The sequence below is a fragment of the Streptomyces mayonensis genome (assembly GCF_018982965.1).
Lineage (GTDB): Bacteria > Actinomycetota > Actinomycetes > Streptomycetales > Streptomycetaceae > Streptomyces > Streptomyces mayonensis.
Genome location: NZ_JACBYP010000123.1, coordinates 1 through 24,410, shown reverse-complemented (window position 1 = coordinate 24,410; position 24,410 = coordinate 1). Strand labels below are relative to the sequence as shown.

The 24,410-nt window shown below is 72.6% G+C and carries 23 protein-coding genes, 1 tRNA gene and 2 pseudogenes; 11 read left to right on the top strand and 15 right to left on the bottom strand.

What is annotated here, in order from left to right; translation table 11 throughout:
* Positions 1–174: 174 nt before the first annotated feature.
* Entirely contained in the window at positions 175–534 is a 360-nt protein-coding gene (locus HZS56_RS31670; RefSeq protein ID WP_216724248.1) for a winged helix-turn-helix transcriptional regulator, read from the bottom strand.
* A gap of 140 nt (positions 535–674) precedes the next feature.
* On the opposite strand from HZS56_RS31670, the gene HZS56_RS31665 reads away from it, so the two are divergent.
* From HZS56_RS31665 to HZS56_RS31630, 8 genes and pseudogenes are all read left to right on the top strand, one after another.
* The gene (locus tag HZS56_RS31665) at positions 675–1,556 is read left to right on the top strand and encodes a DUF2797 domain-containing protein (protein ID WP_216724247.1); all 882 of its coding nucleotides are present in this window, start codon (positions 675–677) and stop codon (positions 1,554–1,556) included.
* Positions 1,557–1,653: 97 nt separating this feature from the next.
* The gene (locus tag HZS56_RS31660; protein ID WP_216724246.1) at positions 1,654–2,550 is read left to right on the top strand and encodes an amidohydrolase family protein; all 897 of its coding nucleotides are present in this window, start codon (positions 1,654–1,656) and stop codon (positions 2,548–2,550) included.
* A gap of 179 nt (positions 2,551–2,729) precedes the next feature.
* Positions 2,730–3,470, top strand: coding sequence for a response regulator transcription factor (locus tag HZS56_RS31655; protein WP_216724245.1), 741 nt, complete (start codon positions 2,730–2,732; stop codon positions 3,468–3,470).
* Positions 3,467–5,161 (top strand): sensor histidine kinase, encoded by a 1,695-nt coding sequence (locus HZS56_RS31650; RefSeq protein ID WP_216724244.1) that lies wholly within the window; start codon positions 3,467–3,469, stop codon positions 5,159–5,161. The genes HZS56_RS31655 and HZS56_RS31650 overlap by 4 nt, the downstream gene beginning before the upstream one ends.
* 14 nt (positions 5,162–5,175) lie before the next feature.
* Complete coding sequence (locus tag HZS56_RS31645; RefSeq protein ID WP_253915218.1) at positions 5,176–6,609, top strand: bifunctional glycosyltransferase family 2/GtrA family protein; 1,434 nt, start codon at positions 5,176–5,178, stop codon at positions 6,607–6,609.
* Positions 6,606–8,957 (top strand): ArnT family glycosyltransferase, encoded by a 2,352-nt coding sequence (locus HZS56_RS31640; RefSeq protein ID WP_253915217.1) that lies wholly within the window; start codon positions 6,606–6,608, stop codon positions 8,955–8,957. The genes HZS56_RS31645 and HZS56_RS31640 overlap by 4 nt, the downstream gene beginning before the upstream one ends.
* 110 nt (positions 8,958–9,067) lie before the next feature.
* Positions 9,068–10,607, top strand: a pseudogene (locus HZS56_RS31635) (MFS transporter).
* A 123-nt stretch (positions 10,608–10,730) separates the two neighbouring features.
* A complete protein-coding gene (locus tag HZS56_RS31630) occupies positions 10,731–11,501 on the top strand; it encodes a TetR/AcrR family transcriptional regulator (RefSeq protein WP_216724243.1) in 771 nt (256 codons plus the stop codon).
* A 210-nt stretch (positions 11,502–11,711) separates the two neighbouring features.
* On the opposite strand, the gene HZS56_RS31625 is transcribed toward HZS56_RS31630, so the two are convergent.
* Positions 11,712–12,182, bottom strand: a complete 471-nt coding sequence (locus HZS56_RS31625; protein WP_216724242.1) for a PPOX class F420-dependent oxidoreductase — start codon at positions 12,180–12,182, stop codon at positions 11,712–11,714.
* Between the two features lie 38 nt (positions 12,183–12,220).
* Entirely contained in the window at positions 12,221–12,592 is a 372-nt protein-coding gene (locus HZS56_RS31620) for an STAS domain-containing protein (protein ID WP_216724241.1), read from the bottom strand.
* 212 nt (positions 12,593–12,804) lie between these two features.
* On the opposite strand from HZS56_RS31620, the gene HZS56_RS31615 reads away from it, so the two are divergent.
* Complete coding sequence (locus tag HZS56_RS31615; RefSeq protein WP_216724240.1) at positions 12,805–13,557, top strand: ANTAR domain-containing protein; 753 nt, start codon at positions 12,805–12,807, stop codon at positions 13,555–13,557.
* 18 nt (positions 13,558–13,575) lie between these two features.
* Positions 13,576–14,277, top strand: coding sequence for a GAF and ANTAR domain-containing protein (locus HZS56_RS31610; protein WP_216724239.1), 702 nt, complete (start codon positions 13,576–13,578; stop codon positions 14,275–14,277).
* Here the strand turns inward: HZS56_RS31610 and HZS56_RS31605 are convergent.
* The 3 genes from HZS56_RS31605 to HZS56_RS31595 all read right to left on the bottom strand — a co-directional run bounded on the left by HZS56_RS31605 (position 14,260) and on the right by HZS56_RS31595 (position 18,372).
* The gene (locus tag HZS56_RS31605; RefSeq protein ID WP_216724238.1) at positions 14,260–15,081 is read right to left on the bottom strand and encodes a YceI family protein; all 822 of its coding nucleotides are present in this window, start codon (positions 15,079–15,081) and stop codon (positions 14,260–14,262) included. The genes HZS56_RS31610 and HZS56_RS31605 overlap by 18 nt on opposite strands.
* Positions 15,082–15,285: 204 nt before the next feature.
* Positions 15,286–17,787 (bottom strand): MFS transporter, encoded by a 2,502-nt coding sequence (locus tag HZS56_RS31600; protein ID WP_481061607.1) that lies wholly within the window; start codon positions 17,785–17,787, stop codon positions 15,286–15,288.
* 81 nt (positions 17,788–17,868) lie between these two features.
* The gene (locus HZS56_RS31595) at positions 17,869–18,372 is read right to left on the bottom strand and encodes a MarR family winged helix-turn-helix transcriptional regulator (protein WP_216724236.1); all 504 of its coding nucleotides are present in this window, start codon (positions 18,370–18,372) and stop codon (positions 17,869–17,871) included.
* 205 nt (positions 18,373–18,577) lie between these two features.
* Between HZS56_RS31595 and HZS56_RS31590 the strand changes: the two genes are divergently transcribed.
* The gene (locus HZS56_RS31590) at positions 18,578–18,775 is read left to right on the top strand and encodes a hypothetical protein (RefSeq protein ID WP_216724235.1); all 198 of its coding nucleotides are present in this window, start codon (positions 18,578–18,580) and stop codon (positions 18,773–18,775) included.
* Between the two features lie 209 nt (positions 18,776–18,984).
* Here HZS56_RS31590 and HZS56_RS31585 read toward each other — a convergent pair whose 3' ends face one another.
* The 9 genes and pseudogenes from HZS56_RS31585 to HZS56_RS31545 form a co-directional block, all read right to left on the bottom strand.
* Positions 18,985–19,923, bottom strand: coding sequence for an RNA polymerase sigma factor SigF (locus tag HZS56_RS31585; protein WP_216724234.1), 939 nt, complete (start codon positions 19,921–19,923; stop codon positions 18,985–18,987).
* A 292-nt stretch (positions 19,924–20,215) separates the two neighbouring features.
* Positions 20,216–21,055: an RNA polymerase sigma factor SigF gene (locus HZS56_RS31580; RefSeq protein WP_216724233.1), complete on the bottom strand. Its 840-nt coding sequence runs from the start codon at positions 21,053–21,055 to the stop codon at positions 20,216–20,218.
* A 229-nt stretch (positions 21,056–21,284) separates the two neighbouring features.
* Complete coding sequence (locus tag HZS56_RS31575; RefSeq protein WP_216724232.1) at positions 21,285–21,578, bottom strand: Dabb family protein; 294 nt, start codon at positions 21,576–21,578, stop codon at positions 21,285–21,287.
* Positions 21,578–21,754: a hypothetical protein gene (locus HZS56_RS31570; RefSeq protein WP_216724231.1), complete on the bottom strand. Its 177-nt coding sequence runs from the start codon at positions 21,752–21,754 to the stop codon at positions 21,578–21,580. The genes HZS56_RS31575 and HZS56_RS31570 overlap by 1 nt, the downstream gene beginning before the upstream one ends.
* Positions 21,755–21,973: 219 nt before the next feature.
* Positions 21,974–22,288 (bottom strand): WGxxGxxG family protein, encoded by a 315-nt coding sequence (locus tag HZS56_RS31565; RefSeq protein WP_216724230.1) that lies wholly within the window; start codon positions 22,286–22,288, stop codon positions 21,974–21,976.
* 189 nt (positions 22,289–22,477) lie between these two features.
* Positions 22,478–22,562: transfer RNA gene (locus tag HZS56_RS31560), tRNA-Ser, on the bottom strand.
* Positions 22,563–22,627: 65 nt separating this feature from the next.
* A complete protein-coding gene (gene tadA, locus HZS56_RS31555) occupies positions 22,628–23,059 on the bottom strand; it encodes a tRNA adenosine(34) deaminase TadA (RefSeq protein WP_253915216.1) in 432 nt (143 codons plus the stop codon).
* A 155-nt stretch (positions 23,060–23,214) separates the two neighbouring features.
* Entirely contained in the window at positions 23,215–23,757 is a 543-nt protein-coding gene (locus tag HZS56_RS31550) for a tRNA adenosine deaminase-associated protein (RefSeq protein WP_216724228.1), read from the bottom strand.
* A gap of 420 nt (positions 23,758–24,177) precedes the next feature.
* Positions 24,178–24,410, bottom strand: a pseudogene (locus HZS56_RS31545) (DUF4461 domain-containing protein); the annotation flags it as partial.

Here is a 24,410-nt window from a genome sequence, read left to right as displayed (position 1 = left end):
TCCCGCCGGGGGGGGCGCGGGGGGCCCCCCCCCCCCCCCTGGGGGGGGGGGGGGGGGCCTCCCCGGGGGGGGGGGGGGGGGGGGGGGGGGGGGGGCCCCCCGCCCGGTCCGGGCGGCAGCGGGTCCCGGGCGGCAGTGGCTGCCGGGCGGCGGTGGCTGGCGGGCGGCAGTGGGTCAGGCGCGTGTCGCGTCGTACGCTTCGCGGGCCCGCTCGACCGTCGTCATCCGCCGCTCCGTCCAGCGGGCGAGGCCCCGGACCTGTTCGGCGGCCTCGTGGCCGAGGACGGTGAGGGAGTAGTCCACGCGGGGCGGGATCACCGGCTTGGCGTCCCGGTGCACCAGGCCGTCCCGCTCCAGCGTCCGCAGGGTCTGGGCCAGCATCTTCTCGCTGACCCCGCCGATCTCCCGGCGCAGCTCGCTGAAGCGGTGGCCCCGGTCCAGCAGGGCGATCAGGACCCGGGTGCCCCAGCGGCTCGTGATGTGCTCCATGAGCAGCCGCTCGGGGCACATCGCGTCACTCTCTGCCATGTCCATACGGTACGTCCATGAGGTGCGTCCCTGCGGACGGCCGACGGACGGCCACACGGTACTCACGCGGCACGCACGGGCGGGCGCCGGTCATCTGCCGGCGCCCGCCCGGCCGTTGTCAGTGCTGCCGTCTACGCTCGGCGGAGATGGGACAGGCATGGAAGTGCTCGGGGCTGCGGTGGGCGGCGGACGGCCCCGTGCTGACGTGGGTCGGGGGGCGGCGCAGTGCGCTGGCCCGGGGGAAGCGGGTGGCCTTCGGGGTCGCGGAGGGGGGTGTGCGGACGTGCGTGGGGGCACGGGGGCACGCGTGTCCGGTGCGGGCCGGGGTGTCGGGGCGGAGCACGGGCGCACGGTGCGAGGAGTGCGCGCGGCTGGACCGGGCGCACTCCGTGGCCGCCGACACGATCGCCGACGACCCGCGGCCGTACCGGGTGTACCTGGCGTGGTTCGGCCCGGGGCTCGTGAAGGTCGGGATCACGGCGTACGCGCGGGGCTCCGCACGCCTCCTCGAGCAGGGCGCCGTCTGCTTCAGCTGGCTCGGCCACGGGCCCCTGATGGCCGCGCGCCGCACCGAGGAGCTGCTGCGCGCCGCGCTGCGGGTGCCGGACCGGATCCCCTACGCCCACAAGCGGGCGGTGCGGGCCGGGCTGCCCGGGTCGCCCGAGGAACGGGCGGCGGAGATCACGGAGCTGCACGCGCGGGCGGTGGCACTCGGCGGCTGGCCGGAGTCGCTGACGCCGGAGCCGTTCCGGGGCGTCGACCACGCGGGCGTCTTCGGCATCGAGGGAGCGGAGGGCGCGGTGGCCGCCGTGGGGGAGGTGGCCGAGCTGGTGGCGGGCGGTTCGATCGGGGGCGAGCTGGTGGCGGCCGCCGGGCCGGACCTGCACCTGGCGACGGAGCGGGGGGTCGTGGTGCTCGACACCCGGCTGATGACGGGGTGGGAGCTGCTGTCCGCCGCGGGCGAGCCGTGCGCCGTTCCGGTGCGGGAGTTCAGACGGGCGGCGGGGGTCCAGGACGAGCTGTTCTGAGCTGAGCGGGCCCCTCGTCGGCCTGTCCCTCGTCCGTCGTCCCTTGTCTCGTCCGTCGTCCCTTGTCCGTCCGCCTGCCGGGAGGGATCGTGGCCCCATGAGTGATCACGAGGACGAGGCCGGGCAGGTCCGGCGGTTCTGGCAGGGCCTCGGGCTGCCCGGGCTGGTCGACGTGCACACGCACTTCATGCCCGAGCGGGTGCTGCGCAAGGTGTGGGCCTACTTCGACGCCCTCGGCCCGCTCACCGGCGGGGTCGAGTGGCCGATCACCTACCGGCACGAGGAGGACGAACGCGCGGCACTGCTGAGGCGGTTCGGGGTGCGGGCCTTCACGGCCATGCTGTATCCGCACAAGGCCGGCATGGCCCAGTGGCTGAACGACTGGGCGGAGGACTTCGCCCGCCGGACGCCCGACTGCCTGCACACCTCCACCCTGTTCCCGGAGCCGGGCGTCGAGACGTACGTCCGCCGGGCCGTCGAGTCCGGGGCGCGGGTCTTCAAGGCACACGTGCAGGTGGGGGCGTACGACCCGGCCGACGCACTCCTCGACCCGGCATGGGGCGCGCTCGCCGAGGCCGGGGTCCCGGTGGTGGTCCACTGCGGATCGGGACCGGCGCCCGGCAAGCACACCGGGCCGGAGCCGATCGCCCGGGTGCTGGCCAGGCATCCCCGGCTGCGCCTTGTGGTGGCCCACCTCGGGATGCCCGAGTACGAGGACTTCCTGGACCTCGCCGAGCGGTACGACGAGGTGCGGCTGGACACGACGATGGCGTTCACCGCCTTCAGCGAACGGCTCGCGCCGTTCCCGCGCCGGGCGCTGCCCCGGCTGGCGGACCTCGGCGACCGCGTCCTGCTCGGGTCCGACTTCCCCAACATCCCCTACCCGTACGTGGAGCAACTGCGCGCGCTGGAGCGGCTGGAGCTGGGCGACGCATGGCTGCGCGCGGTCTGCCACGACAACGCGGCCCGGCTCTTCGGGCCGGCCGTGCCGTGACGGCACGGCGGCGTGGTGGCACGATGCCGTGCCGGTACGACGGCGTGACGGCACGATGCCATGTGTAGGCAAGGCGCCGTAGCGCCGTAGCACGCCTCTGAGAACTCCCTGTGGGTTTCTCAGAGAAATCACAGGTTGGGGAAAGGGCCTTCTCAGAGCGTTCCGACATCGTGTCCGGCATGACCACGACCTCGCCCCAGGGGCGCACCGAACTGCTGAGGCCGGACGGGAGCCCCGTCCGGGTGCTCGTAGTGGACGACGAGATGTCCATCACCGAACTGCTCTCCATGGCCCTGCGCTACGAGGGCTGGCAGATCCGTAGCGCCGGCGACGGCCACGGGGCGGTGCAGACCGCCCGGGAGTTCCGGCCGGACGCCGTCGTGCTGGACATGATGCTGCCCGACATGGACGGCCTGAGCGTCCTGGGGCGGCTGCGCCGCGACCTGCCGGACGTGCCGGTGCTGTTCCTCACGGCGAAGGACGCCGTGGAGGACCGTATCGCCGGGCTGACCGCGGGCGGGGACGACTACGTCACCAAGCCGTTCAGCCTGGAGGAGGTCGTCGCCCGGCTGCGCGGACTGATCCGCCGCTCCGGTGCCGCCGACCGGCGCTCCGACTCCGTACTCGTCGTCGGCGACCTCACCCTCGACGAGGACAGCCACGAGGTCACCCGCGGCGGCGACGGCATCCACCTCACCGCCACCGAGTTCGAGCTGCTGCGCTTCCTGATGCGCAACCCGCGGCGGGTGCTGAGCAAGGCGCAGATCCTGGACCGCGTCTGGTCCTACGACTTCGGCGGGCAGGCCAACGTCGTCGAGCTGTACATCTCCTACCTGCGACGCAAGATCGACGCCGGACGCGAGCCGATGATCCACACCCGGCGCGGCGCCGGCTACCTGATCAAGCCCGCGGTCTCGTGAGCGCGCGGCGACGACCGCGGCCGCGCACCCTGCGGACGCGCCTCGTCGTCGCGTCCGTGGCGCTGATCGCGGTGGTGTGCGCGGTGATCGGGACGGTGACGACGCTGGCACTCCGCTCGCACCTGTACGACCAGTTGGACGGGCAGGTGCAGGAGGTCGCGGCGCGGGTGTCCGGCTTCGGGCCGCCCGGCGACCCCAAGGCCGGCGGCGGGGGCGTCCCGCAGCGGATGGACCTCGACGAGTTCGTCACGCACGGTCCGCAGCCGCGCGACACGATCGTCGCCGAGATCCGCGACGGTGTCGTCGTCGACGCCAAGTACGGCAAGAGGGACGACGAGAGCACGGACGTCAGCAGGACGACGCCGGTCTCCCTCGACGAGACCCAGCGCGCCGCCCTGGCCACCGTCCCGCAGGACGGCAGCGCGCACACCGTGGAGGTCCCCGGCCTCGGCGACTACCGCGTCGAGTACCACGACGGCTACTACGCCGCCCTCCCCACCTCCGACGTCGACGCGACCATCAACACGCTGATCATCGTCGAGGCCAGCGTCACCGCCGCCGGCCTCATCGCCGCCTCCCTCGCCGGGACCGTCATCGTCGGCGTCGCCACCCGCCCCCTGCGCAAGGTCGCCGCCACCGCCGGCCGCGTCTCCGAACTCCCCCTGCACGCGGGCGAGGTCAACCTCGACGAACGCGTCCCCGACTCCGAGTGCGACCCCCACACCGAGGTCGGCCGGGTCGGCTCCGCGCTCAACCGGATGCTGGACCACGTGCACGGCGCCCTCCACTCCCGCCAGGAGAGCGAGACGCGGGTACGGCAGTTCGTCGCCGACGCCAGCCACGAACTGCGCACCCCGCTCGCCTCCATCCGCGGGTACGCCGAACTCACCCGGCGCGGGCGCGAACAGGTCGGCCCCGACACCCGGCACGCGCTGGGCCGCATCGAGTCCGAGGCCGGCCGCATGACGCTGCTGGTCGAGGACCTGCTGCTGCTCGCCCGTCTGGACGCCGGACGGCCGCTGGAGTTCGGGCGGACCGACCTCGTACCGCTGGTCGTGGACACCGTCAGCGACGCCCGTGCGGCCGGCCTCGATCACACCTGGCGGCTCGACCTGCCCGACGAACCGGCGCCGGTGTCGGCCGACGCCGCCCGCCTCCAGCAGGTGCTCGTCAACCTCCTCGGCAACGCCCGCACCCACACCCCGCCGGGTACGACCGTCACCGCGCGCGTGCGCACGAGCGGTGCGTGGCTGTGCGTGGACGTCGAGGACAACGGGCCCGGTATCCCGGCCGGGTTGCTGCCGCACGTCTTCGAGCGGTTCGCGCGCGGCGACTCCGCTCGGTCCCGGGCGACCGGTTCGACGGGCCTCGGGCTCGCCATCGTGCAGGCCGTGACGACCGCGCACGGCGGTGGCGTGACGGTCGCCAGCGTGCCCGGACGGACGGTCTTCACCGTGCACCTGCCTGCCGCGCACGACGGGCGGGCCGCCGTTGACGACCGGCCGGCTGCTGCTCATGACGGGCGGGCTGCTGCTTATGACGGGCGGCCCCCCGTTTACGACGGGCGAGCCGCTGTCCACGACGGGCGGGCCGATGACGACGGGCGGGCCGCCGTCCGCGACCGGCCGGACGCGTGGGCGCACTCACAGGTACAGCACAGCCTCACCACACGGGTGCGACAGGGGGGTTGAGAAGAGTCGGTCCCATGCGAACCGACTCTTCTCCCGGCTCCCTGCCGGCGCGGGAGCACCTCCCGGCCGCAGGAGCCGGCACGCCTGTCCTCGACGTGGTGATCCCCGTCTACAACGAGGAGAAGGACCTGAGGCGGTGCGTCCTGCGGCTGCACGAGCACCTCGCCCGGACGTTCCCCTACGCCTTCCGCATCACCGTCGCGGACAACGCCTCCGTCGACGCCACCCCCCACGTCGCTGCCCGGCTGGCGGCGGAACTCGCCGAGGTCAGGTCCGTCCGCCTCGAGCAGAAGGGCCGTGGCAGGGCCCTGCGCACCGTGTGGTCCGCCTCCGACTCCCCCGTCCTCGCCTACATGGACGTGGACCTGTCCACCGACCTGAACGCGCTGCTCCCGCTCGTGGCACCGCTCATCTCCGGCCACTCGGACCTCGCGATCGGCTCCCGCCTCGCGCGCAGCTCGCGGGTGGTGCGCGGCGCCAAGCGGGAGTTCATCTCCCGCACCTACAACCTCATCCTGCGCGGCTCCCTCCAGGCCCGCTTCTCCGACGCCCAGTGCGGTTTCAAGGCGATCCGCCGTGACGTGGCCCAGGTGCTGCTGCCGCTGGTGGAGGACACCGGCTGGTTCTTCGACACCGAGATGCTGGTGCTCGCCGAGCGGGCCGGCTGCCGTATCCACGAGGTGCCGGTCGACTGGGTCGACGACCCCGACTCGACCGTGCACATCGTGAAGACGGCGACCGAGGACCTCAAGGGCGTGTGGCGGGTCGGCAAGGCCCTGGCCACCGGCTCGCTGCCGCTGGACCGGCTGGCCCGCCCGTTCGGCGACGATCCGCGCGACCGCGACCTCACGGACGTGCCGCAGGGGCTGGCCCGGCAGCTCGTCGGCTTCTGCGTCGTGGGCGCCCTGTCCACCCTCTGCTACCTCCTCCTCTACAGCGGCTTCCGGCTCTTCACCGGCTCCCAGGTCGCCAACGCGCTCGCCCTGCTGGTCTCCGCCGTCGCCAACACCGCCGCCAACCGGCGGCTGACCTTCGGGGTGCGCGGCCGGGGCGGTGCCGTGCGGCACCAGGCGCAGGGCCTGGTCGTCTTCGGTATCGGCCTCGCGCTGACCAGCGGTTCGCTCGCCGCCCTGAACGCGGCGAGCGCCGACCCGGACCACTCCACCGAGCTGGCGGTGCTGATCGCCGCCAACCTCGCGGCGACCGTGCTGCGCTTCCTGCTCTTCCGCGCCTGGGTCTTCCCGGACGCACCGCCCGCCGCGCCGGTGCCGGAACCTTCCCAGCACCCGGACCCGCGGCATCCGGAACCTCAGCACCCCGACCCGTACCGCGCCTGGAGCGACGCCACCGTGCGGCTCCAGCCGGTGCGCTCCGGCGGTACCACCGGCACCGGTGACACCGCCCGCACCACCGACGCCGCTGCGGCCGACCGGAGGAGCGCACGATGACGACGCACCACGACCCGGCCGCGCACGCCGAGGAGACGCGTACGCCCGGCAGCGGGGACGAGGGCCCGCCGTCGCCGACGACCCCACTCACCGACCACCGCCACGGGCAGACCGGTCGGCCCAGTCAGGCCGGACAGGCCGGACAGCCCGTGCCGACCGGCCGGCCCAGTCAGCAAGAGCTCTCCGGCCGATCGCGGCTCGGACGGCTGTGGCGCGGACGCCCCGGCGATCCCGCCTGGGTGCGCCCCGCCTTCCTCGGCCTCCTGCTGGCCACCGCCGTCCTCTACGTCTACAACCTCAGCGCCTCCGGCTACGCCAACTCCTTCTACTCCGCGGCCGTGCAGGCGGGCAGCCAGTCCTGGAAGGCCCTCTTCTTCGGCTCGCTCGACGCCGGCAACGCCATCACCGTGGACAAGCCTCCGGCCGCGCTGTGGCCGATGGCCCTGGCGGTCCGGATCTTCGGGCTCTCCTCCTGGTCGATCCTCGTCCCCGAGGTGCTGATGGGAGTGGGCACGGTCGCCGTCGTGTACGCGGGCGTACGCCGCCGGTTCAGCCCCGCGGCCGGGCTGATCGCCGGTGCGGTGCTGGCGCTGACACCCGTCGCCGCGCTGATGTTCCGGTTCAACAACCCGGACGCGCTCCTCGCACTGCTGATGTCCGTCACCTGCTACCTCGTCGTACGGGCGCTGGAGGACGGCCGGACCAGGTGGCTGGTGTGGGCGGGCGTCGCGATCGGCTTCGCCTTCCTGGCCAAGACCCTCCAGGCCTTCCTGATCCTGCCCCCGCTCGCCCTCGTGTACGGCGTCTGCGCACCGGTGCGGCTGAAGAAGCGCCTCGGCCAACTCGCGCTCGCCACCCTCGCGATCGTCGTCTCCGGCGGCTGGTGGGTCGCGGTCGTGGAACTCTGGCCGGCGTCGTCGCGCCCGTACATCGGCGGCTCGCAGAACAACAGTTTCCTGGAGCTGACCTTCGGCTACAACGGCCTCGGCCGGCTCAACGGCGAGGAGACCGGCAGCGTCGGCGGTGGCGGCGGACCCGGTGGCGCGGGCGGCGGACAGTGGGGCGAGACCGGCTGGGACCGGATGTTCAACTCCGAGATCGGCGGCCAGATCTCCTGGCTGCTCCCGGCCGCGCTGATCCTGCTGGTCGCGGGCCTGGTCGCCACGCGCCGCGCCGAACGTACGGACACCGCGCGCGCGTCCCTCCTCGTCTGGGGCGGTTCGCTGGTGATGACCACGGCCGTCTTCAGCTACATGGCGGGCATCTTCCACCAGTACTACACGGTGGCCCTGGCCCCCTACCTGGCGGCCGTCGTCGGCATGGGCGCCGCGACCCTGTGGGAGCGGCGCGAGCGGATCCGGGCGTCCCTCGCCCTCGCCGCCGCCGTGACGGCCACCGCGGCCTGGGGGTACGTCCTGCTGAACCGTACGCCCGAGTACCTGCCCTGGCTGAAGTGGCTGGTCCTGGTCGGCGGCCTGGTCGCCGCGCTGGGCCTGGTCTTCGCCGGGCGGCTGGGCCGTCGGACCCTCCTCGCGGTGGCGGGCCTGGGCCTCGCGGCGTCGCTGGCCGCGCCGACGGCGTACACGCTGAGCACCGTGTCCGAGGGGCACAGCGGCTCCATCGTCACGGCCGGTCCGTCCGGCGCGAGCATGATGGGCGGCCCGGGCGGAGGCGGCGGCCGGGGCGGCGGTCCCGGCGGCGGCTTCCCCGGAGGCGGAAACCCGCCCGCGCAGGGGCAGGGGCAGGGACAGGGCCAGGGGCCGGGCCAGGGCGGTCCCGGAGGCGGTGGCGGCTTCACCGGCGGTGGAAACGCACCGGGCCAGAACAACCAGAACGGCCAGAACAACCAGAACGGCCAGGCTCCCGGCGGCCAGAACACCCGGAACACCCCGAACAACCAGACGGGCCCGACCGGCGAAGGCGGTATGGGCGGTGGCGGCGGCATGGCCGGCGGCATGGGCGGAGGCGGCGGTATGGGCGGTCTGCTCAACGGCGCCGAAGTCGGCTCCGAGGCGAAGAAGCTGCTGGAGACCGACGCCGACTCCTACACCTGGGCGGCCGCCGCGATCGGCTCGCAGAACGCCGCGAGCTACCAGCTCAGCACCGGCGACCCGGTGATGGCCATCGGCGGCTTCAACGGCACCGACCCGTCGCCGACCCTGGCCCAGTTCAAGGAGTACGTGGCGGACGGAAGGATCCACTACTTCATCGGCGGCGGCACGGGTGGCGGCATGGGAGGCGACGACTCCGGCACCGCGTCGCAGATCACCTCGTGGGTCGAGGCCAACTTCAAGGAGGTCACGGCCGGTTCGGCCACCTTCTACGACCTCACGCAGCCGACGGCCTGACCGGTCCGCCGGCGCCGGCGGACCGGCGGCGAACAACCGGCGACCCCTGTACCGCCCAACCGGATACCGAGGTGTTGTACAGCGTATAGGACAGCTATACGCTGTACAACATGACGACGTCCCCTCAGGAATCCTCCAAGGAGCGGGAAGCCGCGGCCGTGACCCGGGGCCACCCGCAGCGCTGGCTGATCCTCGGTGTCATCAGCCTCGCGCAGCTGACGGTGGTCCTGGACAACACCGTGCTGAACGTGGCGACCCCGTCGCTCACCGACGAACTCGGCGCGTCCACCTCGGACATCCAGTGGATGATCAACGCCTACTCGCTCGTCCAGTCCGGACTGCTGCTGACGGCGGGCAGCGCCGCCGACGGGTACGGCCGCAAGAGGATGCTGGCCGCGGGGCTCGCCCTGTTCGGGGCCGGCTCGCTGGCGGCCGGCCTCGCGGACACGGCCGGCCGGCTGATCGCGGCCCGGGCCGGCATGGGCGTCGGCGGTGCGCTGCTGCTGACCACCACGCTCGCCGTGGTCATGCAGATCTTCGCGCCCGACGAGCACGCGAAGGCGATCGGCATCTGGAGCGCGGTCAGCGCGCTCGGCTTCGCCTGCGGCCCCCTGCTCGGCGGCTTCGTCCTCGACCACTTCTGGTGGGGTGCGATCTTCCTGATCAACCTGCCGGTCGTGGCGCTCGGCCTGGTCGCGACCGTCGCGCTGGTCCCGGAGTCGAAGGACCGGCAGGGCGACCGCCCCGACCTGCTCGGTGCCGTCCTCTCCACGATCGGCATGGCCGCACTGGTCTACGCGATCATCTCCGGCCCCGCGCACGGCTGGACGTCGGGCCGGGTACTGGCCACGGCCGGCGTCGCCGCGGGCGTGCTGGCGCTCTTCGCCCTCTGGGAGAGCCGCGTCCCGTACCCCATGCTCGACCTCACCTTCTTCCGCGACCAGCGGTTCACCGGCGCGGTCGCGGGACTGGGTGCTGATCAGCTTCGGCATGGGCGGTGCGCTGTTCCTGCTGACCCAGCAGCTGCAGTTCGTCCTCGGGTACGGCCCGCTGGAGGCCGGCCTGCGGACCGCGCCGCTCGCCCTGACGGTGGTGCTGCTGAACTTCTCCGGAGTGGCGGCGAAGTGGCTGGCCCGGCTGGGCACGCCGGTGGCGGTACTGCTGAGCATGGTGCTGATGTCGGCGGGCCTGGTGGCCGTCGCCACGCTGACCGGGCAGGGCTACGCCGGCACGCTGCTGGGGCTGCTGCTGATCGGCGTGGGGTGTGCGCTGGGCAACCCGGCCATGGCCCACGCGCTGATGAGCGCGATCCCGCCGGCCAGGGCCGGGGTCGGTGCGGGGGTCAACGGCACGCTGGCGGAGTTCGGCAACGGGCTGGGCGTGGCCGTACTGGGGGCGGTGCTGAACTCCCGGTTCGCGGCGCTCGTGCCGGTCACGGCGACCTCGCTGCCCGCCGCGCTCGCCGCGGCACAGGGCGAGGGGGAGCGGCGGCGGGTGCTGGACGCGTTCTCCGCCGGAGTGGAGAGCAGCCAGTTGGCCGGTGCGGCGGCGGTGCTGCTCGGCGGGGTGGCGGCGGCGGTGCTCCTGCGGCGGGCGGAGCGTGCGGGCGCCTCGGGGACCGGCGGGCGAGGTCCGGAGGCAGGGACGTAGCACGCATCGCTCCGGGCCCGTTGTGGCTGGTCGCGCCCGCGCGGTGGAGCCCGTACGGTCCCACCCCGCGCCTCCGTCGGCGGCCTAGCATGACCGGTGACGGCGAGAGCGAGGTAGGTGCGCATGGCGAAGGCAGGGCGCCAGGGACCCCGGGCCAGTGTGTGGCTGACCGGGGAGGGCCGGCGGAGCGGGCGGCGCGGGGGGCAGCCGTCCGGGCTCGACCGCGACCGGATCACCGAGGCCACCGTCCGGCTGCTGGACGCCGAGGGGCTGACGGGTTTCTCGATGCGCCGCCTGGCCGCCGAGCTGAACGTCACGGCGATGTCCGTCTACTGGTACGTCGACACCAAGGACGAGCTGCTCGAACTCGCCCTGGACGCGGTCTTCGGCGAGCTGCGCCACCCGGACCCCGACCCCGACCCGGACTCCGGGGAGGACTGGCGCGAGCAGCTGCGCGCGCTGGCCCGGGAGAACCGCGCGCTGCTGGTGCGCCACCCCTGGCTGGCCCGGCTGCTCGGCACGTACCTCAACATCGGGCCCCACTCGCTGGCCTTCTCCCGGTCGGTGCAGACCGTCGTACGCCGCAGCGGGCTGCCCGCGCACCGCGTGACCGGTGCCATCGCCGCCGTCTTCCAGTTCGTCGCCGGCTACGGCACGGTCGAGGGCCGCTTCCTGGCGCGGGTGGCGGACACCGGGCTGAGCGCCGACGAGTACTTCCAGGACTCGATGAACGCGGCGACCGAGATGCCGGACACCGCGGGCGTCATCGAGGACGCCCAGGACATCATGGCGGCCCGCGGCGGCGAGACCGTCGCGGAGATGCTGGACCGGGACTTCGAGTTCGCCCTCGACGTACTGGTCGCGGGCATCGAGGCGATGGTCGAACGCGGCTGACCCGACGCCGGCCGGCCGCACACCCTCGGCCCGCGCCGCGGTCGCACCTCCAGGCGGCACCCTCTCAGCGCCTCCCGGTCGACCGACCGCCCCGTCCGGCCGTCCGCCCGTGGGTCGTCCGTCGTCCGTCGTCCGCCGTCCGGCCGCCCCGCCCGTGCGCCAGCCGCAGCCCATCACCCGCAGCCCGTCGTCCGTCGCCCCGCCCGTGCGTCAGTCGTCCGCCGCCAGCCGTGCCGGGAAGCCGCCCGTCGCCACCGGGCCCCACTTCTCCGGCGTCACCCGGACGATGGACTTGCCCTGCCTGACCATGGCCTGCCGGTACTCGTCCCAGTCGGGGTGCTCGCCGGAGATGTTGCGGAAGTACTCCACGAGCGGTTCCACGGAGTCGGGCGAGTCGATGACCTCCGCGGTGCCGTCGATCTGCACCCAGGGGCCGTTCCACTCGTCGCTGAGCACGATGAGGCTGACCCGCGGGTCGCGGCGCGCGTTGCGGGTCTTGGCCCGTTCGGGGTAGGTGGAGATGACGATGCGGCCGGAGTCGTCGACCCCGCAGGTCAGCGGCGATCCCTGCGGGCTGCCGTCGGCCCGCCGGGTCAGCAGGATCGCCCGGTGCCGGGGGCGTACGAAGTCCAGCAGCTCGTCCAGGGAGACACGGGTGTTCGTCGCGATGTTCGGTGCCATGCCGTCAGCCTAGGCGGGGCCCGGCCGCACCGGAGCCATCAGACCGCCGTCCCGGTCCCCGCCCGCAGGGCCTCCGCCAGGTTGTCGTACACCGGCACGTCGCGGCGCAGGCCCGAGAGTTCCAGGACGCGGCTCGCCACACTCGTCGGGGCGGCCACCACGTGCAGCCGGGTGCGGGCGGGCAGGCGGCGGCGTACGGCGTCGAGGAGGCGGACTCCCTGGGAGTCCATGAAACGGGTCGCACTCAGGTCCAGGACGAGCAGGCGCAGACCGTCGGAGCGGTGCTCCACGGCGGCCGTGATCAGGGGCAGCAACCCCGGGGCGTTGCAGAAGTCGATCTCGCTGGGCAGCGCGAGCACCGCGCAGCCCGGCGGCTCGCACGGCTCACAGGGCTGGGGGAGGAAGGTCACAGCACTCACCTGACGGACGTCGGGCACCGGCCGGGCCGCTTCCTGACCCGTGCCCCATTCCACCACGCGACGCGGTGGCAGGGAAGGTGCTCGCCCGGTCCGTCGGCCGGGCGTCACCGGCACGCAACCAAGCAGCTAAAGTGCTGTTCGTCCTGTGCTCGCAGTCGGGAATGTGCTGCGGAGCTCTCCTGCGCACGGCCGTGAGGCCGCGCATGCCGAAGAGGTTCGTGGTGACTGCGTCCGAATTTACTGATTTGCCGCATTTTCCGGTGGGTTTCGAGTTGGCCGAAGCCCTGACGGCGGCGGCTCGCGACCTCCACGGGACGGGCACCCCCGACGACACCATGAGCACTGCCGTCGAACTGGCCGTGCGCCTGCTGCCCGGCGCCGAGCACGCGGGCATCGCGGAGGTCCAGCGCGGCGGCCGGCTGCGCACCCTGGCCTGGACCGACGAGACCGTGCGCTTCGCCGCCGAGCCGCGGCAGCAGGGCGGCCACGCCCCGCACCCGGACTGGGAGCACCTGTGGACCACGCCCGTGGTGCGGACGGCCGACAGCGAGGCCGACGGCGGCGACAACGTCCTGTCCGGTCTCGGCCTGCGCTCCGCGCTCTCCCTGCGGCTGCGCGCCGACCGGCGCCGGCTGACCGTGCTGACCGCCTACGCGCGCAAACCGCAGGCCTTCGGCGAGGACGCCACCCGCATCGGCCGGCTCTTCACCGCGCACGTCTCCCTCGCCCTGGAGTCGGCGACCGTGCGCGAACAGCTCACCGAGGCGATGCGCACCCGGGACCTGATCGGCCAGGCCACCGGCATCCTGATGGAACGCCTGGACATCGACGCGGCCGGTGCCTTCGACTCCCTGGTCAAGGCGTCCCAGCGGGAGAACGTGAAACTGCGCGACCTCGCCCGCCGCATCGTCGACGCGAACACGGGTTCCGGCAACCGAGGCGTGGGCGAGCGGTGACGGGATATCCGTACGGTCATGACCTCGGAGATCCCTGACACGCTCGACCGTGCGATAGCGCGCAGCCAGGGCCTCGACACCCTGCTGCGGGACCTCACCGACCGGGCGGTCGGTGAGGTGCCCGGCGCCGTCGCCTGTTCGGTGACGGTGCGCCGGGCCGACCGGCTGATGACCCTGGCGGGCAGCACGGGCCTGCCCAGCGGCCTGGACCTGCGGCAGTACGAGAACGGCTCGGGCCCCTGCGTGGACGCCGCCGAGACGGGCGGCGCCCAGTACGCGGCCGACCTGGCCACCGAGACACGCTGGCCCGCGTACACCGAGTACGCGCTGGCCACCGGCGTGCGCTGCGTGCTGGCGCTGCCGCTGGCCGTCAAGGGCGAGACCGGCGCCGCCCTCAACCTGTACGCCCTCGAACCCGACGCGCTGGCCGGGGGCATCGAGGCGGCCGCCGCCTTCGCGGAACGCGCCGCGCACGCGGTGAACGAGGCCCTGCGTGTGGAACGGCAGCAGGCGTCGGCGGCCGACGTGCGTACCGCCCTGCTCTCCCGCAGCGTCATCGACCAGGCGGTCGGCATGCTCATGGCCCGGGAGCGGATCGATGCCCACCGGGCCCTGGAACGGCTGCGCCGGGCCTCCCAGGAACGGAACGTCAAGCTCCGGGACCTGTGCGGGGAGTTGGTGGCCCGGGCGTCCGGCGGCGCCTCACACGGCCGGCAGTGACTCCCCCTGGACCGCCTGGATGTCCAGCTCGACCCTGAGCGTCGTACCGATGGCGGCGATGCCGGCCTGGACGACCTGGTTGTAGTTCATCGCGAAGTCCTCGCGGTGCAGTTCCGCCGTCGCGCGGAAGGCCGCCCGGGTGCCGCCCCAGGGGTCGGCGCCGGTGCCGAGGTAGGCCAGGTCGAGGTCGACCGGGCGGACGACCCCGTGCAGGCCCAGCTCGCCGTGGACGGTCCAGCGGTCCGGGCCCGCCTCCGAGACGCCGGTGGACCGGTAGGTGATCTCCGGGTGGCGCTCGACGTCCAGGAAGTCCGGCGAGCGCAGGTGGGTGTCGCGCATGCCGTTGCCGGTGTCGATGGAGGCCGCCCGGATCACCGCCTCCACCCGCGACTTGGTGACGTCGTCCGGTGCGATCTCGACCGTGGCGGCGAAGTCGGTGAAGCGGCCGCGCACGCTGGAGATGCCCAGGTGCTGCGCGACGGCGCCCACGGTGGAGTGCGCCGGGTCCACGGCCCACGGCCCCGGCGGCGGCAGCTCGGTGCCGCCCTGCCTGGCCAGGGTCACCGTGCCGACCTCGGCCCGGCCGCTCGCGGTGACGATCGCGCTGGACGCGGCGGGCGCGTAGCCCACCGCGGTGACGATCACGGTGTACGCCCCCGGCGCCAGCGCGGTGGTGTCGCGCACGGTGCCCTCGGTGTCCGCCTCGACGCGCAGCACCTGGGTGCCGGTCATGTCGGTCACCGTCACGACCGCGTGCGACACGGCCCATCCGTCCCGCGTTCGGATCCTCGCGGTCAGTCCCATCCCGTCTTCTCCCTGCAAACGATCGAAAAAGAGTCGATACAAAAGTCGGTACAAAAATCGACACAACAGCCGACACAACAGCCGGCACAACGGTCGATACGGCCGGTCGACAAATGATCAGATGGCGGCCGTAAAGGGACCGGCCCGTGGTGGGCGGGCGCACCTCCGCTCAGAGCGCGCACGCCACCACGGGCCGGGGTGGTGCTACTCGCCGGGGTGGGCGAGCTCGATGTCGTGGCCGTCGGCACCGGGGCCGGCGACCGTCAGGGACGTCGCCACCGGCGGGTAGCCGGTCGCGATGACGGTGTACTCACCGGCGTCCAGGTCGGTGAAGGCGTACGCGCCGTCCGTGCCGGTGGTGGCCGTGCCGACCACGTTGCCGGCGGCGTCGACCAGCGTGACGCGGGCGTCGGCCAGCGGACCGTGCGGTGCCCGCACGACGCCCTGGACCTGGGCCCCCGTCTGGAGGTCGACCTCGACCCGGGTGACGCCGGCGCCGCCGACCTCCACGGGCAGGGCACGCGGCCGGTGGCCGACGGCGTTGACCGCGACGGTCACCGTGCCGGGCACCAGCTCGGCGAAGGAGAACTCGCCCTGCTCGCCGGTGGCGGCGGTGGCCAGCAGGTCACCGCGCACATCGGTCACGATCACCATGGCGTCCTTGACCGGCAGCCCGCTCTCCAGGGCCCGGACCAGGCCGGTGAGCCCGCTGGTGCCGCTGAGCAGGATGTCGTAGGCGAGCGGCTCGTCGTTCACGACGATCGTCGAGGCCTGCGGCTGGAAGCCGTCGGCCGAGGCGATCAGGACGTACGAGCCCGCGCCCGGCGCGTCCAGCGTGTAGGAGCCGTCGGCCTGGGCGACCGAGCGGCCCAGCTGCCGGCCCGCCAGCGAGATCAGCGTGACGGCGGCCTGCGGGACCGGGGCGGACTCGGCGCCGCGGACGAAGCCGCGGACCGCGATGCCGCCGGACACGGGGGCCTGCGGCTCGCCGGAGCCGGTCGCCGTGGCGACGGCGGCGAGCCGCTGTGCGGCGGCGGGTTCGGCCGCCGGGGCCTCGGAGACGGCCGACGTGGCCGAGGGCGCCGGGGCGGCGGCCATCGCCGCGGCCGGAACCGGCTCGTCGGCGGGGCGGAAGGCCTCCGCCGGGGTCCCCGCGACCGGCGGGCCGGACTCGGCCGAGGCTTCGGCGGCAGCCTGGGCGAGGGCGCCCGTGGTGCGCAGCGGCACCTCCTTGATGAACAGGGTCACCAGGAAGCCGAGCAGGGCGACCGGCGCGACGTACAGGAAGATGTCGGCGATGCCGTGCCCGTAGGCGCTCTCCAGCCACTCGCGGATGCCCGGGGGCAGCAGGTCCATGTCGGGGATGCCACCGCCACCGGTGGTCCTGGCGGCCGCCGCCTGCTCCTGCGGGCTGAGCTGCCCGATGGTGTCCGCGGCGTAGTGGCTGATCCGGGTCGACATGACGGAGCCGAGGACGGAGACGCCGACCGCACCGCCGAGGGACCGGAAGAAGGTCACCACGGAGGACGCGGCGCCCAGGTCGCTCGGGGCCACCTGGTTCTGCGTGCAGAGCACCAGGTTCTGCATCATCATGCCGACGCCGAGACCCATCAGCGCCATGAAGATCGCGATGTGCCAGTACGGGGTGTCGTAGCGCATGGTGCTCAGCAGGCCCAGGCCCGCCGTCAGCAGCACGCCGCCGGCCAGCAGCCAGCGCTTCCACTTGCCGGTCTTGGTGATGATGATGCCGGAGACCGTGGAGGAGACGAACAGTCCGCCGATCATCGGGATCGTCATGAGCCCGGACATGGTCGGGGACTTGTCCCGGGCCAGCTGGAAGTACTGGCTGAAGTAGACGGTGCCCGCGAACATCGCGATACCGACGAACAGCGAGGCCAGCGAGGCCAGGGTGATGGTGCGGTTCCTGAACAGGCGCAGCGGGATGATCGGCTCGCTGGCCTTGGACTCGACGAAGAGGAAGATCAGCGTCAGCAGGATCGAGCCGCCGACCATGGCGCCCGTCTGCCACGACATCCAGGAGTACTTGTCGTCGGCGAAGGTGACCCAGATGAGCAGCAGGCAGACGGCAGCGGTGATGAAGAAGGCGCCGGTCCAGTCGACCTTGACCTTCCGCTTGTTCACCGGCAGGTGCAGCGTCTTCTGCAGCACGATCAGCGCGATGATCGCGAAGGGCACGCCGACGTAGAGGCACCAGCGCCAGCCGAGCCAGCTGGTGTCGGTGATGACGCCGCCGAGCAGCGGGCCGCCGACGGTGGCGACGGCGAAGGTGGCGCCGAGGTAGCCGGAGTAGCGCCCGCGCTCACGCGGGGCGATCATCGCGGCCATGATGATCTGTGCCAGGGCGGAGAGACCGCCGCCGCCGAGGCCCTGGATGGCGCGGGCGGTGATCAGCATCGCCGGGTTCTGCGCCAGACCGGCTATGACGGAACCTATGACGAAGACGACGAGGGCCGTCTGGACCAGGGCCTTCTTGCTGATCTGGTCGGCGAGCTTGCCCCACAGGGGGGTGGAGGCGGTCATCGTCAGCAGCGAGGCGGTGACGACCCAGGTGTAGGCGCTCTGGCCGCCGCCGAGGTCTCCGATGATCTCGGGGAGTGCGTTGGTGACGATGGTGGAGGACAGGATGGCGCAGAACATGCCGAGCAGCAGCCCGGAAAGCGCCTCCATGATCTGCCGGTGCGTCATCGGAGCGTCTCCGTTGGAGCCTCCCCCGTGCTTGGCATGAGCCCGCACACCGGCTGGTGTGGTCGTTGCCATGGACTTCCTTTACTTGATGGTGATCGCGGGTGTACGGGTGGACTGTTCGTCCCCGGACAGTGCGGGAGGCCGGGCCGCGGGGACCCGGCAGTCGTCGAAGCTGGCCCTGAGCCGGGCCATGAGCCGGGAGAGCTGACCGACCTCGTCGTCGGACCAGTCGCTCAGCCGGTGGGCGAGCAGCTGGGTGGACCGTTCGGCGATGTCGTCGAGCTGGTCCTGTCCCTCGGGCGTCAGGCGCAGGATGCGGGAGCGTTTGTCGGCGGGGTCGGGGAGGCGTTCGATCCAGCCCCGGTCCGCGACGTGGGCGGCGTGGCGGCTCGTCACCGACATGTCCACCGCGAGCAGCTCCGCGAGCTTGCTCATGCGCATGTCCCCGTGCCGGCCGAGCAGCGTCAGCACGCCGAAGGCCCCGCCGGGACAGTCGGAGGGCAGCAGCCTGGCCATCTCCCGCTTCACGGCGCCGAAGGCGCTGAACTGGCGGATCAGCTCCTCGTACTGCGCCTTCCCGGCCATGCGCACCTCCCGATTCGTTGCTTAGGGCAACGATAAGTTCGGTTGGTTGCTACAGGCAAATAAAGACGGTAAGAGCGGCACAAAAAGTTGGCAAAGACAAGTATTGCGATAGTAAATGCACAGGTGGCGGGAGGCGAGCTGGTCCAAGGGCCCGGGGCGGCCCCGCACTTGGGCCGTACCCGTGGATTCGCTAGTGTCTCGGCCCATGGCTAACAACCAGGGCCCCCAGGGCACCAACGACCCCGCTGGCAGCACCCAGATGTTCCGCGCGTTCGTCGACGACGCCCCGCAGACCCGGCAGGCGGCCCCCGCGGCCTCCTCCGGCCCTCGCATCGGCCTGATCGTCGGCATCGTGGCCGCCGTGGTCGTCGTCGCGGCCGTGGCCTGGCTGGCACTCCGCTAGTACCGGCCCGCGGGTACGGGGAAACGCCGGTCACCGCAGCTCGCCGGCGCGCCGGGACCCGCCGCTCGTACGCACACGCGCGGACGACCGCCGCGGCACCCCCGAGGTGCCGCGGCGGTCGCCGGGCTGTCGAGACGGCGGTCGCCGGGCTGTCGTGACGACTGTCGAGACGGCGGCCGCGCGGTGCCGCGCGGCCGGTGCTCCGGTCCTCAGTCCGAGATCAGGCCCTCGCGCAGCTGCGACAGTGTCCGGGTCAGCAGCCGGGAGACGTGCATCTGCGAGATGCCGACCTCCTCGCCGATCTGCGACTGGGTCATGTTGGCGAAGAAGCGCAGCATGATGATCCGGCGCTCCCGGGGCGGCAGCTTGGCCAGCAGCGGCTTGAGGGACTCGCGGTACTCCACGCCCTCCAGCGCCGTGTCCTCGTACCCCAGACGGTCCGCCAGGGAGCCCTCGCCGCCGTCGTCCTCCGGGGCCGGGGAGTCCAGCGAGGAGGCGGTGTAGGCGTTGCCCACCGCGAGGCCGTCGACGACGTCCTCCTCGGACACGCCCAGCACGGCGGCCAGCTCGCCGACCGTCGGCGAGCGGTCCAGCTTCTGGGACAGCTCGTCGCTGGCCTTCGTCAGCGCCAGGCGCAGCTCCTGGAGGCGGCGCGGGACGCGCACCGACCACGAGGTGTCGCGGAAGAACCGCTTGATCTCCCCGACCACCGTCGGCATCGCGAACGTCGGGAACTCCACGCCCCGTTCGCAGTCGAAGCGGTCGATCGCCTTGATCAGGCCGATGGTGCCGACCTGGACGATGTCCTCCATCGGCTCGTTGCGCGAGCGGAAGCGGGCCGCCGCGTACCGCACCAGCGGGAGATTGAGTTCGATCAGGGTGTCCCGGACGTAGGCACGCTCCGGGCTGTCCTCGTCGAGGGCGGAGAGCCGCAGGAACAGGGAACGGGACAGGGTGCGGGTGTCGATGGCCCCCGTGGCCGCCTGGGCCTGGGCCGGCCCGGCGTCGAGGTTCGGTACGGCGTCGATGGCCTGCGCTTCGTCGATGGCCGGCACGCCATCGACGGGGCCGAGCGCTTCGAGCGTGCCGGGTGCGGTCTCGCTCTCCGCGAGTGCGAGCACCTTCGAGCTGCCCTGTTCTGCGGACATGCCACCCCCTTTGGGTCGCGGGACGGTCGCGGCGCACGCTCCCACGCCGGGAACGCAGCCTTCACCTGAATACCGGAGCCGAAGCTCCGGCAAACGCGTCTCCGGCAGAATGTCACATGTCGGCAACGCGCTGTAGTGACATGTCGACATGCGAGACACGAAAACCCCCTGGAAACAGGGGGTCTGACGGCCTTTCGAACCGATTCCGCCTGCAACGGCCCTGGTGGGCGATTCGCTCGCCTCGGTGATGCCTCGCTCGCGCTTTCGACTCCGCCCGGAGTCGGTTACGAGGTTACGCGTCGATCCGGTTCGCGGACCTCAACCGCTGGAAACTACGCGCCAGTAGCCGCGAGACGTGCATCTGGGAGACGCCGAGTTCGGCGCTGATCTGCGACTGCGTCAGGTTGCTGTAGTAGCGCAGCAGCAGGATCCGCTGCTCGCGCTCCGGGAGCTGGACGAGCAGGTGCCGTACCAGGTCGCGGTGTTCGACCCCGTCGAGGGCGGGGTCCTCGTAGCCGAGCCGGTCCAGCAGTCCGGGCAGCCCGTCGCCCTCCTGGGCGGCCTCCAGCGAGGTGGCGTGGTACGACCGTCCCGCCTCGATGCAGGACAGCACCTCCTCCTCGGTGATGCGCAGCCGCTCGGCGATCTCGGCGGTCGTCGGGGAGCGCCCGAAGGCGGTCGTCAGGTCCTCGGTCGCGCTGTTGACCTGCACCCACAGCTCGTGCAGCCGGCGCGGTACGTGCACCGTGCGGACGTTGTCGCGGAAGTACCGCTTGATCTCGCCGACGACGGTCGGCATCGCGAACGTCGGGAACTGCACGCCCCGCTCCGGGTCGAAGCGGTCGATGGCGTTGATCAGGCCGATGGTGCCGACCTGGACGACGTCCTCCATCGGCTCGTTGCGGGAGCGGAAGCGGGCGGCGGCGTAGCGCACGAGGGGGAGGTTGGCCTCGATGAGCGCCGCGCGCACCCGGTCGTGCTCCGGCGTGCCCGGGGTGAGGCCCTTCAGCTCGCCGAAGAGCACCTGGGTCAGGGCCCGGGTGTCGGCGCCCCGGCTGCGCTGCGGCGCGGGGGTCTCCTGGGCCTGGGCGGGCGGTGCGGGCGGTGCTTGAGGCGCAGTACTGGCCGGCACGGTCAACTCCACCTCGTGATCCGTCGCTTTTCGGTCAACTCAGTCCGTCAACTCATCCGTCAAAAGCGGTCATAGCATCACAAGACATGTCCACTGTGTGCAAGCACCGCAGAACGCCGTGTTGAGTGAACGCCGAAGGGGACGCGGGAGCAGGAGACGGGCACGGATCCGGAAGGGGACGCGGAGCGGCCCCGCACCGGTCGGTGCGGGGCCGCTGGGTGCGGGGGTGTCAGAACTCGTAGTCGGCGATCACCCAGGTGGCGAACTCGCGCCAGAGCGCGACACCGGCCTGGTGTGCCGGATGCTCGAGATAGCGCTTGAGGGCGTCGGCGTCGTCCACCGCGGAGTTGATGGCGAAGTCGTGGGCGACGGGCCGGTCGCTGATGTTCCAGCCGCACTCCCAGAAGCGCAGTTCCCCGATCCGGCCGCCCAGCGCACGGAAGGCCTCGACGCCCTCCACGACACGCGGGTCGTCGCGTTCGACGCCGTCGTTGAGCCTGAACAGCACGAGGTGACGGATCATCATTCTCCTCCGTTGGCGGCCCAGGTCATGAAGTCGCCGACGGCGCTCGCAGCGTCGGATATGCCCTGGAAACCTATCTGGACGTAGTCGGCCGCCTTCTCCGGATCCGTGATGATCACATACAGCACGAAGACCACGACGACGTAGACGGCGATCTTCTTCGAGTTCACCGCCACCGCGGCCTCCCCCTGGGACTGTCCTCGGACTCCTGCGCTACCAGCGGCGAGTTTAACCACCGGTGCCCGCAGTCGATCAATGCCTGAGCTGCCGCAGTCCGTGCCCGGCGGGCGTCCCGCCCCCTGCCGCACCGGGCCGCAGTGCCCCGGCCCCCCGCCGGGACACGGCCCTTCGTGCGGCGTTCAGGGACCGTCCGGCGCTCAGAGACCGTCCGGCGCTCAGAGACCGTCGGACGTGTGCGCCCCGGTCCCCGTGCCGCCTGCGCGCGGAGGTGCCGCGTGGTCCCGGTTCTTGTTCTTGCGCGGTATCAGGCCGGCGAGCCCGAGCAGTCCGAGCAGGCCCCACAGCCCCCAGCCGCCCCCGCTGTCGTCGTCGTTGTCGTCGGCCGCCTGCGGGGCGGCGGCCGCGGCCGGCTGCTGCTGCACGGCCACGGTTTCGGACCGCGGCGCCGACTCCGCCGCCACGGCCGCGGGGGCCAGGGGTGCGAGGAGCAGGGTGGCGGTGATGCCGAGGGTCGCTGCTGTGTGACGCATGGGTCGGTCCTTTCGGGACGGGACGGCCACGCTGTCGCGCAGCCATGCATCCCGGTACCCCTTAAGATCCCGATAAAGACCATTTTGCGCTTTTCATAGAAAAGCTGACGCTTTGCCCCTTGGTGCGGTCCATCGAGCAGGAGAGCAGCACGAAGGCCCGGTCCAGTGGACCGGGCCTTCGTCTACCTGCGGTAGCGGTGGGATTTGAACCCACGGTGACTTGCGCCACACTCGCTTTCGAGGCGAGCTCCTTCGGCCGCTCGGACACGCTACCGAGGGAGACCTTACAGCACGGTGCGGCATGGTTTGAAATCCGTATCGGCGGTCGTCAGCCCCGCGTCAGCGGTCGCGGAAGAAATCCGTGAGCAGCGCGGCGCAGTCGTCCGCGAGCACGCCCTCGATGACCTCGGGCCGGTGGTTGAGGCGCCGGTCGCGCAGGACGTCCCACAGCGATCCCGCCGCGCCCGCCTTGTCGTCGCGTGCGCCGTAGACGACGCGGTCCACACGGGACTGCACCAGGGCGCCCGCGCACATCGTGCAGGGCTCCAGGGTGACGACGAGCGTGCAGCCGGTCAGCCGCCACTCGCCGAGTTCCGCGGCGGCCCGGCGGACGGCGAGGACCTCGGCGTGGGCGGTCGGGTCGCCGCCGGCCTCGCGTTCGTTGTGCCCGGCGGCGAGCACCGTACGGCCGTCCGGCGCCAGCACAACGGCGCCGACGGGCACGTCACCGCCCGCCGCGGCCCGCCCGGCCTCGGCCAGGGCGAGCCGCATCGCGGCCCGCCACCGGTCGCGCACCGGGTCGGGCGCGGCACTTCCGGGCCGTTCCTCGGCGGGGCCCTCTGCGCGGTGCTCGGTGGAGCGTTCCCCGGCCCCGGGTCCCTCGCGGGCGGACCCCTCGGCGCCGGGCCCCTCGTCGGCGGGCGCGGTCAGCGGACGGTCTCCAGGACATCGGAGGCGCCCAGGGCCTCGGCGATCTCCCCGACCGCGTCCCCGGACATCGAGCGCAGTTCCTTCTCGCTCACACCGAGGTCGTCGAGGACCTCCGGGTCGCCGACCGGCCCGTGCGGCACGGCCTCGCCCGAACCGGCGGCCGCGTCACCGCCGTCGGCTCCGTCCTCGTCGTCGGACTCGCCGTCCTCGGTGCCGTCGAGGTCGAGGGCGTCGAGGTCGTCGCCGTCGTCACCGGGTTCCCGGCCGAGCAGTTCGTCGGTGAGCAGGATCTCGCCGTAGCTGCTGCGGGCGGCCGCTGCGGCGTCCGAGACGTAGATGCGCGGGTCCTCCTCGCCGTCCACCCGGACGACTCCGAACCACGCGTCCTCCTGCTCGATCAGCACGAGCACCGTGTCCTCGTCGGGAGATGCCTCCCGGGCCAGGTCGGCCAAGTCCGACAGGGTCTCCACATCGTCGAGCTCTGTGTCGCTCGCTTCCCACCCGTCTTCGGTGCGCGCGAGCAGTGCGGCGAAGTACACCGTGACTCTCCCACTGATAGGCGTGCCGGTTGGGGATCCCCCCGGCGGAGGCTACGGGCGGGGGAGCGGTGCTCCGAGCCCCACCCACTCGGAATCGTGGCAGAAACAAGGCGCTCAGGGGACGTCTTCGGCGCCCTGTGTCCGGCAGTTTCGAGCGGCGTTTCGTAACCGCCCACCCGGACAGCCGCCCAGCAGCGCTCTCGTCGCCGCCACGAGCGGATCGTACGCGGATTGTCGCGGTGCCCGCGTGCGTCCGTCACGACCAACGTCGGCGCGGCGCGCGATCTTCCCCGGCCGGGTCAGAAAGTCACTGCACCCCGCCGACGGAACGCGGCACCGGACCCCGCCGGCACAACGTCACAGGACCTCGCCGGAACTCACCGGAACCACCGGACCTCGCCGGAGGAGCAAGGAGCGTCATCACCAGCGGAAGGTGCGCATGCGCATCGCGTGGCGCAGCCGGGCGACCTTGGCGCGGCGCGGCTGGACACGGTCCCGCAACTCCCGTGCCTCCGCCAGGTCCCGCAGGAACTGGGCACGCCGCCGACGCCGCTCGTCCTCCGTACCACCGCTGCCGCCACTCCGGACCGGCTCGGCGTCCCGTGCGGGGGCGGTGGTGCGGGGTGGGGCGGTGTCCTGCGGGGGCCCGGGCG